General features: G+C 45.7%; 5 protein-coding genes. 4 read left to right on the top strand and 1 reads right to left on the bottom strand.

The genetic code is table 11. The features are described 5' to 3' along the window. Positions 1–248 precede the first annotated feature (248 nt). Entirely contained in the window at positions 249–620 is a 372-nt protein-coding gene (locus tag FD04_RS04645) for a DUF1304 domain-containing protein (protein WP_054698994.1), read from the top strand. On the opposite strand, the gene FD04_RS04640 is transcribed toward FD04_RS04645, so the two are convergent. Then, positions 588–1,235 carry an endonuclease III domain-containing protein gene (locus FD04_RS04640; RefSeq protein ID WP_056947391.1) on the bottom strand — a complete coding sequence of 216 codons (648 nt, stop codon included), beginning with the start codon at positions 1,233–1,235 and terminating at the stop codon, positions 588–590. The two genes, FD04_RS04645 and FD04_RS04640, sit on opposite strands and share 33 nt — an antisense overlap. A 178-nt stretch (positions 1,236–1,413) precedes the next feature. On the opposite strand from FD04_RS04640, the gene FD04_RS04635 reads away from it, so the two are divergent. The 3 genes from FD04_RS04635 to FD04_RS04625 all read left to right on the top strand — a co-directional run bounded on the left by FD04_RS04635 (position 1,414) and on the right by FD04_RS04625 (position 6,355). Beyond that, complete coding sequence (locus FD04_RS04635; RefSeq protein ID WP_056947389.1) at positions 1,414–2,373, top strand: LacI family DNA-binding transcriptional regulator; 960 nt, start codon at positions 1,414–1,416, stop codon at positions 2,371–2,373. Positions 2,374–2,545: 172 nt separating this feature from the next. Continuing rightward, positions 2,546–3,922: an SLC45 family MFS transporter gene (locus tag FD04_RS04630; protein ID WP_056947387.1), complete on the top strand. Its 1,377-nt coding sequence runs from the start codon at positions 2,546–2,548 to the stop codon at positions 3,920–3,922. A gap of 180 nt (positions 3,923–4,102) precedes the next feature. Beyond that, complete coding sequence (locus tag FD04_RS04625; RefSeq protein ID WP_056947386.1) at positions 4,103–6,355, top strand: glycoside hydrolase family 65 protein; 2,253 nt, start codon at positions 4,103–4,105, stop codon at positions 6,353–6,355. Positions 6,356–6,386: the final 31 nt, after the last annotated feature.

The following is a 6,386-nucleotide window of genomic DNA, read 5'->3' as shown; positions in this document are numbered from 1 at the left end:
TGCTTGTGGTTGCCCGATTCGGCAATGAAATAGTGGTGCACACATCAACCCCGATCCTGAGTTGGTGTGGCTCGTGCCTTACATGCAAGTCTCTGCTTGTGGTTGCCCGATTCGGCAATGAAATAGTGGTGCACACATCAACCCCGATCTTGGGTTGGTGTGGCTCGTGCCTTACATGCAAGTCTCTGCTTGTGGTTGTCCGATTCACTAACGTTTTCGAGAAAATTTCAGGAGTAAAACAATTTATTATGTCACTAATTAGTACAATTTTAATCATTATCGTTGCAGTTGAAGCACTGGGTATCTTAGGTTTAGAAATGTTTGGCTCACAGACTGCTGCTGCCAGGCAGGCATTTGACATCTCGCCCGAGTACCAGCAGCGTCCAGAAACGAAAACCACGTTGGCCAACATTGGGTTATACAATGGTTTCGTTGGCGTAGGCTTATTGTTTATGCGATTTGGCTTACCAAGTAACGCTGTAATAGCAGGTTGCCTATTCTTTACTGGCTTCGTTGTTGTGGCTGGTATTTACGGCGGCTTAACGGCGAACCGTCAGATTGCGCTTACGCAGGGATTACCTGGATTATTAGCCTTTTTGAGCTTGTTGATTTTTAAGTAACTCAGTCGCTAAAAAACTCTTCTCAAAATCACCGTCATGTTGAAGATATTGCTTGCCAAAGTTATCGAGTAGACCGTGAAAGTCTTGCGCCATTTCGGCTGTGAAATCGGCTGGTAAGGTGACTTGGGACTGTAAGTGTTGGTATGTATCAGTCCGATTGTAACCTAAATGAGTGAATAAACGGCGCGTGTACGTGTCAGCGATAAATGCAGGTTGATCAAAGATATAAACGATAAACACGTCAGCAGTTTCGTTACCGACGCCAGGTAAAGCCAGTAGTTGCTTACGCAGGGTCGCTTGATTTTCACGCCAAATACCGTCGTAGTCCCAGTTACGATCATTAAACCATTGAAAGACTGCGTGAATGGCCTTTGCCTTGTTACGGTAGAAGCCGCTGGCACGGATTAAATCAATCAGTTCATCTGAAGTTAACGCTAGCACCGCATCCGGATCTAACTGGGTGCGGTTTTTTAAATGTTGTAACCCCACGTCAGCATTTTGCCAAGCGGTATTTTGGACCAAGATGGCCCCAACGATAATGTCGCGTTTAGTTTCTGCGGGCCACCAGCCAGACGGTCCCATGTTAGTGCGAAGAGTCTGGTACAGCCAGTGCATCTCTACTGTGATTGTAAGTCATCCTTTCAACTTTGTATGTGAATTCATCGTACCACGCATGCGCCACTTTTAGATAATCGACGCCTGTCCTGTCAAACAAAAACCGGAAACAGCATATCATTTTCAGGCAGACTAGCTTACAATGGAAATATCAGTAAACGAGAAAGGAAACAGCGTTATGGTAACGATTCGAGATATTGCGAAGCGGGCTGGGGTATCAGTGTCAACGGCGTCACGGGCGTTGAATGATCACCCTAGAATTAGCATCAAAACGCGTCAGAAAATCAAGGCGTTAGCGGATGAGATGGGCTATTTGCCAAACTATAACGCTAAAACGCTGACGAATGGCGTGTCTAATGCCGTTGGTGTTGTCTTTCCACCAGGTGAAATGAGTACGTCAGCTAATCCATTCTTCGTGGATCTTTTAATGGGCATTAATCAGGAATTACGGGCCCGCAATAGCGTCTTATCGGTAGCAATTGCCAAAACTACGACGGAACTCGTTGAGAACGTGGCATCCTTAATCAGTCAGGGACTGATTCGCTACTTTATTTTGCTGTATTCCAAAAAGGACGATCCAGTGGTGAAACTGTTGCGTCAACAAGATGTCCGCTATGTCTTGATTGGTGACCCCAATCAGGCAGCAGAACGGTACGTGAACAATGATAATCGCTTAGCGGGTGTGAAGACCGGCGAGTATTTGATTCGTAAGTTTGGTGTCAAAAGAACCCTGTTTGTGGAATCGGAACCAGAATTACGGTTTGAACAAAAACGACGGTTAGGGTTTCAAGATGCAATGAGTGCTGCGGGTGTGCCAACTGAGGTATTAAAGTTGCCAAAGCAAAGCCAGACACACTTGGATCAAGCCGTTGCGCAATTTTTACGGACGCGTCAGACAATTGATGGTATTGTGACGACGGATGATTTAATTGGCCAAATGATTTATCAATTAATGTGGCAACTGGGGCACACTAACGTTCCGTTGATTAGCTTTAACCGTAATAAGTCAGGCTTTTTGATGGGTGAGCAGGTGCGCTTTGTGGAACTGTACCCACAGCATATGGGCGAAGCAGCCGTTCGTGTATTATACGGTGAGAGCAAGCTATCAGAAGTCATCCCATTCACAATTGAACGTTAAAAAATAAATTTTGGGGCGTAAAAGCCACTAATAACGGGGCTGAATCAAAATGTTGTGCCCCGTTTTTTAAAAGAATTTGCGCAACCGGTTGCATTATTTTGCAAACGGTTGCATAATAGTTTTTGTAGAAAGCGTTTGCAATGATTATTTAACCTTCAAGGAGGGGTTTTGCATGTCAGAAAGTGCATCAGCGTCAGCGACACCAACCGCAGAAACGCCTAAAAAAGACCTACTGCCTACGTTGCCGTCATCGACCATTTTCCTAATTAACTTTGGTTTCTTAGGGGTTCAAATGGCCTTTCAATTACAAAGTACTAACATGGGTCGGATCTTTCAAACCATTGGGGCCGATCCTAACTCATTAGGGTGGTTTTTCATTTTGCCACCACTTGCCGGAATGATTGTTCAACCGTTAGTTGGGTACTTCTCAGACCGGACTTGGATGCCTAAATTGGGTCGTCGAATTCCGTACCTGTTGATTGGCGCCGTAATTGCGATGATCGTTATGATGTTGCTACCAAATGCCGGGAGCTTCGGATTTGGCTTCGGCTCACTAGCTGCATTATGGTTCGGCGCAATTGCACTACTGTTTATGGATCTATCATCAAACATCGCCATGCAACCATTCAAGATGATGGTTGGTGACATGGTGAACGAAAAGCAAAAGGGTTTTGCATATTCGATCCAAAGCTTTTCATCAAACGCTGGTGCCTTACTTGCCAGTGTGTTCCCATTCCTGTTAACCGCAGTTGGGATTGCCAACACCGCTGAAAAAGGTAAAGTGCCAAATTCGGTTGTTTGGTCCTTCTACGCCGGTGCAATTATTCTGTTACTTTGTTGCTTGCTCACCGTTTTCCGGGTTAAGGAATACGATCCGGTCACCTACGCTAAGTATCATGGTATTGATGAAAACGAAGAACATAAGGGGCTTTGGCAAGCACTGAAGTCGGCACCAAAAGTATTTTGGACGGTTTCCATTGTTCAATTTTTCTGCTGGATGGGCTTCCAGTACCTCTGGACCTACGCAACCGGTGCGATTGCTGCTAACGTTTGGCACGCATCAGATCCATCGAGTGCCGGTTATCAAGCTGCCGGTAACTGGTTCGGTGTTCTGTCAGCCGTACAATCAATTGCTGCCGTCATTTGGGCTTTAGTTCTTTCACGGATCAACAACAATCACCACAAGGCATACTATTCAGCTTCATTACTCATGGGTGCTGTGGGCTTTGGTTCAATTTTCTTCATCCATGACAAATACACGTTAGTCGTTTCCTTTGCTTTGATTGGTTGTGCATGGGCTGCTATGAACGCCTTCCCATTCACTTTCTTAACCAACGCCATTACCGATTCAGCCAACATGGGGACTTACCTTGGTTTGTTCAACAGTTCAATCTGCCTACCACAAATCGTGGCTTCGTTGGCAAGTTTCGCGCTGTTCCCACTACTTGGGTCACACATGCCATCAATGCTGTTATTGTCAGGTATCTTCTTGGCATTGGGTGCCGCCTCAGTCGGTATCGTCAAGGAAGTTTGGGCTCGTAAGGCATAAATAAGAGTGAGACCAAAGTCGTTTAACGCCCAGAATGTAAGTTCACGATTTAGATATTCCAGTTTTGAATATTTAAATCGGGGACTCACATGGCCGGACGTTGACTTTGGTCGCGGGTTTAGACTAGGGAATCGTTTCACGCTAATCACATACGTATTTAAAAGAGAAAGGAACACAGATATGAAGCGAACATTTGAAATCACACCGTGGCACATCGTCACGCACGAATTTAACCCCGAAGATAAACGTCTCCAAGAATCAATGACGAGTCTTGGTAACGGTAACATGGGGATGCGCGGCTTCTTTGAAGAAGATTATTCAGGCGATACCTTACAGGGCATCTACCTTGGTGGTGTCTGGTTTCCAGACAAGACCCGAGTGGGTTGGTGGAAAAATGGCTATCCAAAGTATTTTGGAAAAGTCATCAATGCCATCAATTTCATTAAACTCAACGTTTTAATTAACGGCGAAGCCATTGATTTAGCTCAAGATCGGTTTAGCGACTTCGACTTAGACCTCGATATGAAGCAGTCCCAGTTGACCCGTTCCTTTACCCTAACAAAGGGCGGCCAACAGATTGCGTTCAAGTTTGAACGGTTCATTAGTGCAGCGCAAAAAGAATTATCTGCAATCCGTTTGACGGTGACGAACAAGGGAACTGATAAAGTTCACGTTACCTTTAAATCTGCACTGGATGCCAACGTTCAAAACGAGGATGCTAATTACGATGAGCATTTCTGGAACGTTTTAAAGACCAGCCAAAACGCTAATGATGGGTCGATTGTGGCGATCACAAAGGAAAATCCCTTTGGCACACCGCGGTTCACCGTTGGGATGAAGATGACCAATGCGGCAGTCTTCCCATCAGAAGACGTTGCACAACCAAGCGAGACCGAAGTCGTTAACCAGTTTAGTGGTGACCTTGACCCTAACCAAAGTACCCAACTGATTAAGCGCGTGGTTGTCGTCACTTCCCGTGATTATGAGACGCAGGCTAAGCTGGAAGCTGCAATGGCTTCATTGAGTGAACAAGTCACAGGTATTTCGTACGATGATTTGTTTGAAGCCCACGCTAAAATCTGGGCAGAACGTTGGGAGAAGTCCGATGTTGAAATTGAAGGCGATACCGGCGCCCAGCAAGGAATTCGCTTCAACCTTTATCAGTTATTCTCCACTTATTACGGTGAGGATAGTCGCTTGAATATCGGGCCAAAGGGCTTCACTGGTGAAAAGTACGGTGGTGCCACCTACTGGGATACCGAGGCCTTTGCGGTACCAGTTTACCTTGGCATTACTGATCCACAAGTGACCCGCAATCTGTTGATGTACCGTTATCAACAATTGGATGGTGCCTATCACAACGCCAAGGAACAGGGCTTGAAAGGCGCATTGTTCCCAATGGTGACCTTTGACGGTATCGAATGCCATAACGAATGGGAAATTACCTTTGAAGAAATCCACCGGAATGGCGATATTGCTTTTGCTATCTATAACTACACCCGATACACGGGCGACAAGAGCTACGTGCTCAACGAAGGTAGCAAGGTGCTGACCGAAATTTCACGCTTCTGGGCTGATCGGGTACACTTCAGTGAACGCAACCAGACCTACATGATCCATGGTGTCACTGGTCCCGATGAGTATGAGAACAACGTCGATAACAACTGGTATACCAACTACTTGGCCCAGTGGACGTTGAAATACACTTTGGCTATTTTGAATGACGTTTCTGAAGATGTTGCCAAGGACTTAAATGTCTCTGACGCAGAAAAGAAGCACTGGCAAGATATTGTTGACCGGATGTATCTGCCTGAAGATAAAGAGCTAGGCATCTTTGTTCAACACGATGGGTTCTTAGATAAAGATATTCAGCCGGTTTCAAGTATTCCAGCTGATCAACTACCAATCAATCAAAACTGGTCGTGGGATAAGATCTTACGTTCACCTTATATCAAACAAGGTGATGTTCTCCAAGGGGTTTGGGACTTTATCGATGACTTCACACCAGCTCAAAAGAAGGCTAACTTTGACTTCTACGAACCACTGACGGTACATGAATCAAGTCTTTCAGCGGCTATTCACTCAATCTTGGCAGCTGATCTTCACTATGAAGACAAGGCCGTTGAGATGTACGAACGGACGGCCCGTTTGGATCTAGATAACTACAACAACGATACCAACGATGGTCTCCACATTACGTCGATGACCGGGAGCTGGCTGGCAATCGTGCAAGGCTTTGCAGGCATGCGTGTCCGTGACGACCAATTGCACTTTGCACCATTCCTACCTAAGAAGTGGACCAGTTATCAATTCCGGGTACTCTTCCGTGGTCGCTCGATTCAAGTTCACGTTGATCAAACTGGGGCAAAATTGACCCTATTGTCGGGTGAACCATTGGCCGTTGATCTTGATGGTCAGACTGTGCAACTCTAATTGGTTTAAAATAAGCAACTTAGCCACTATG

The sequence above is a fragment of the Secundilactobacillus odoratitofui DSM 19909 = JCM 15043 genome (genome assembly GCF_001434895.1).
GTDB lineage: Bacteria > Bacillota > Bacilli > Lactobacillales > Lactobacillaceae > Secundilactobacillus > Secundilactobacillus odoratitofui.
Note: the sequence above shows the minus strand (reverse complement) of the source record. Positions and strands in the feature narration are given on the sequence as shown.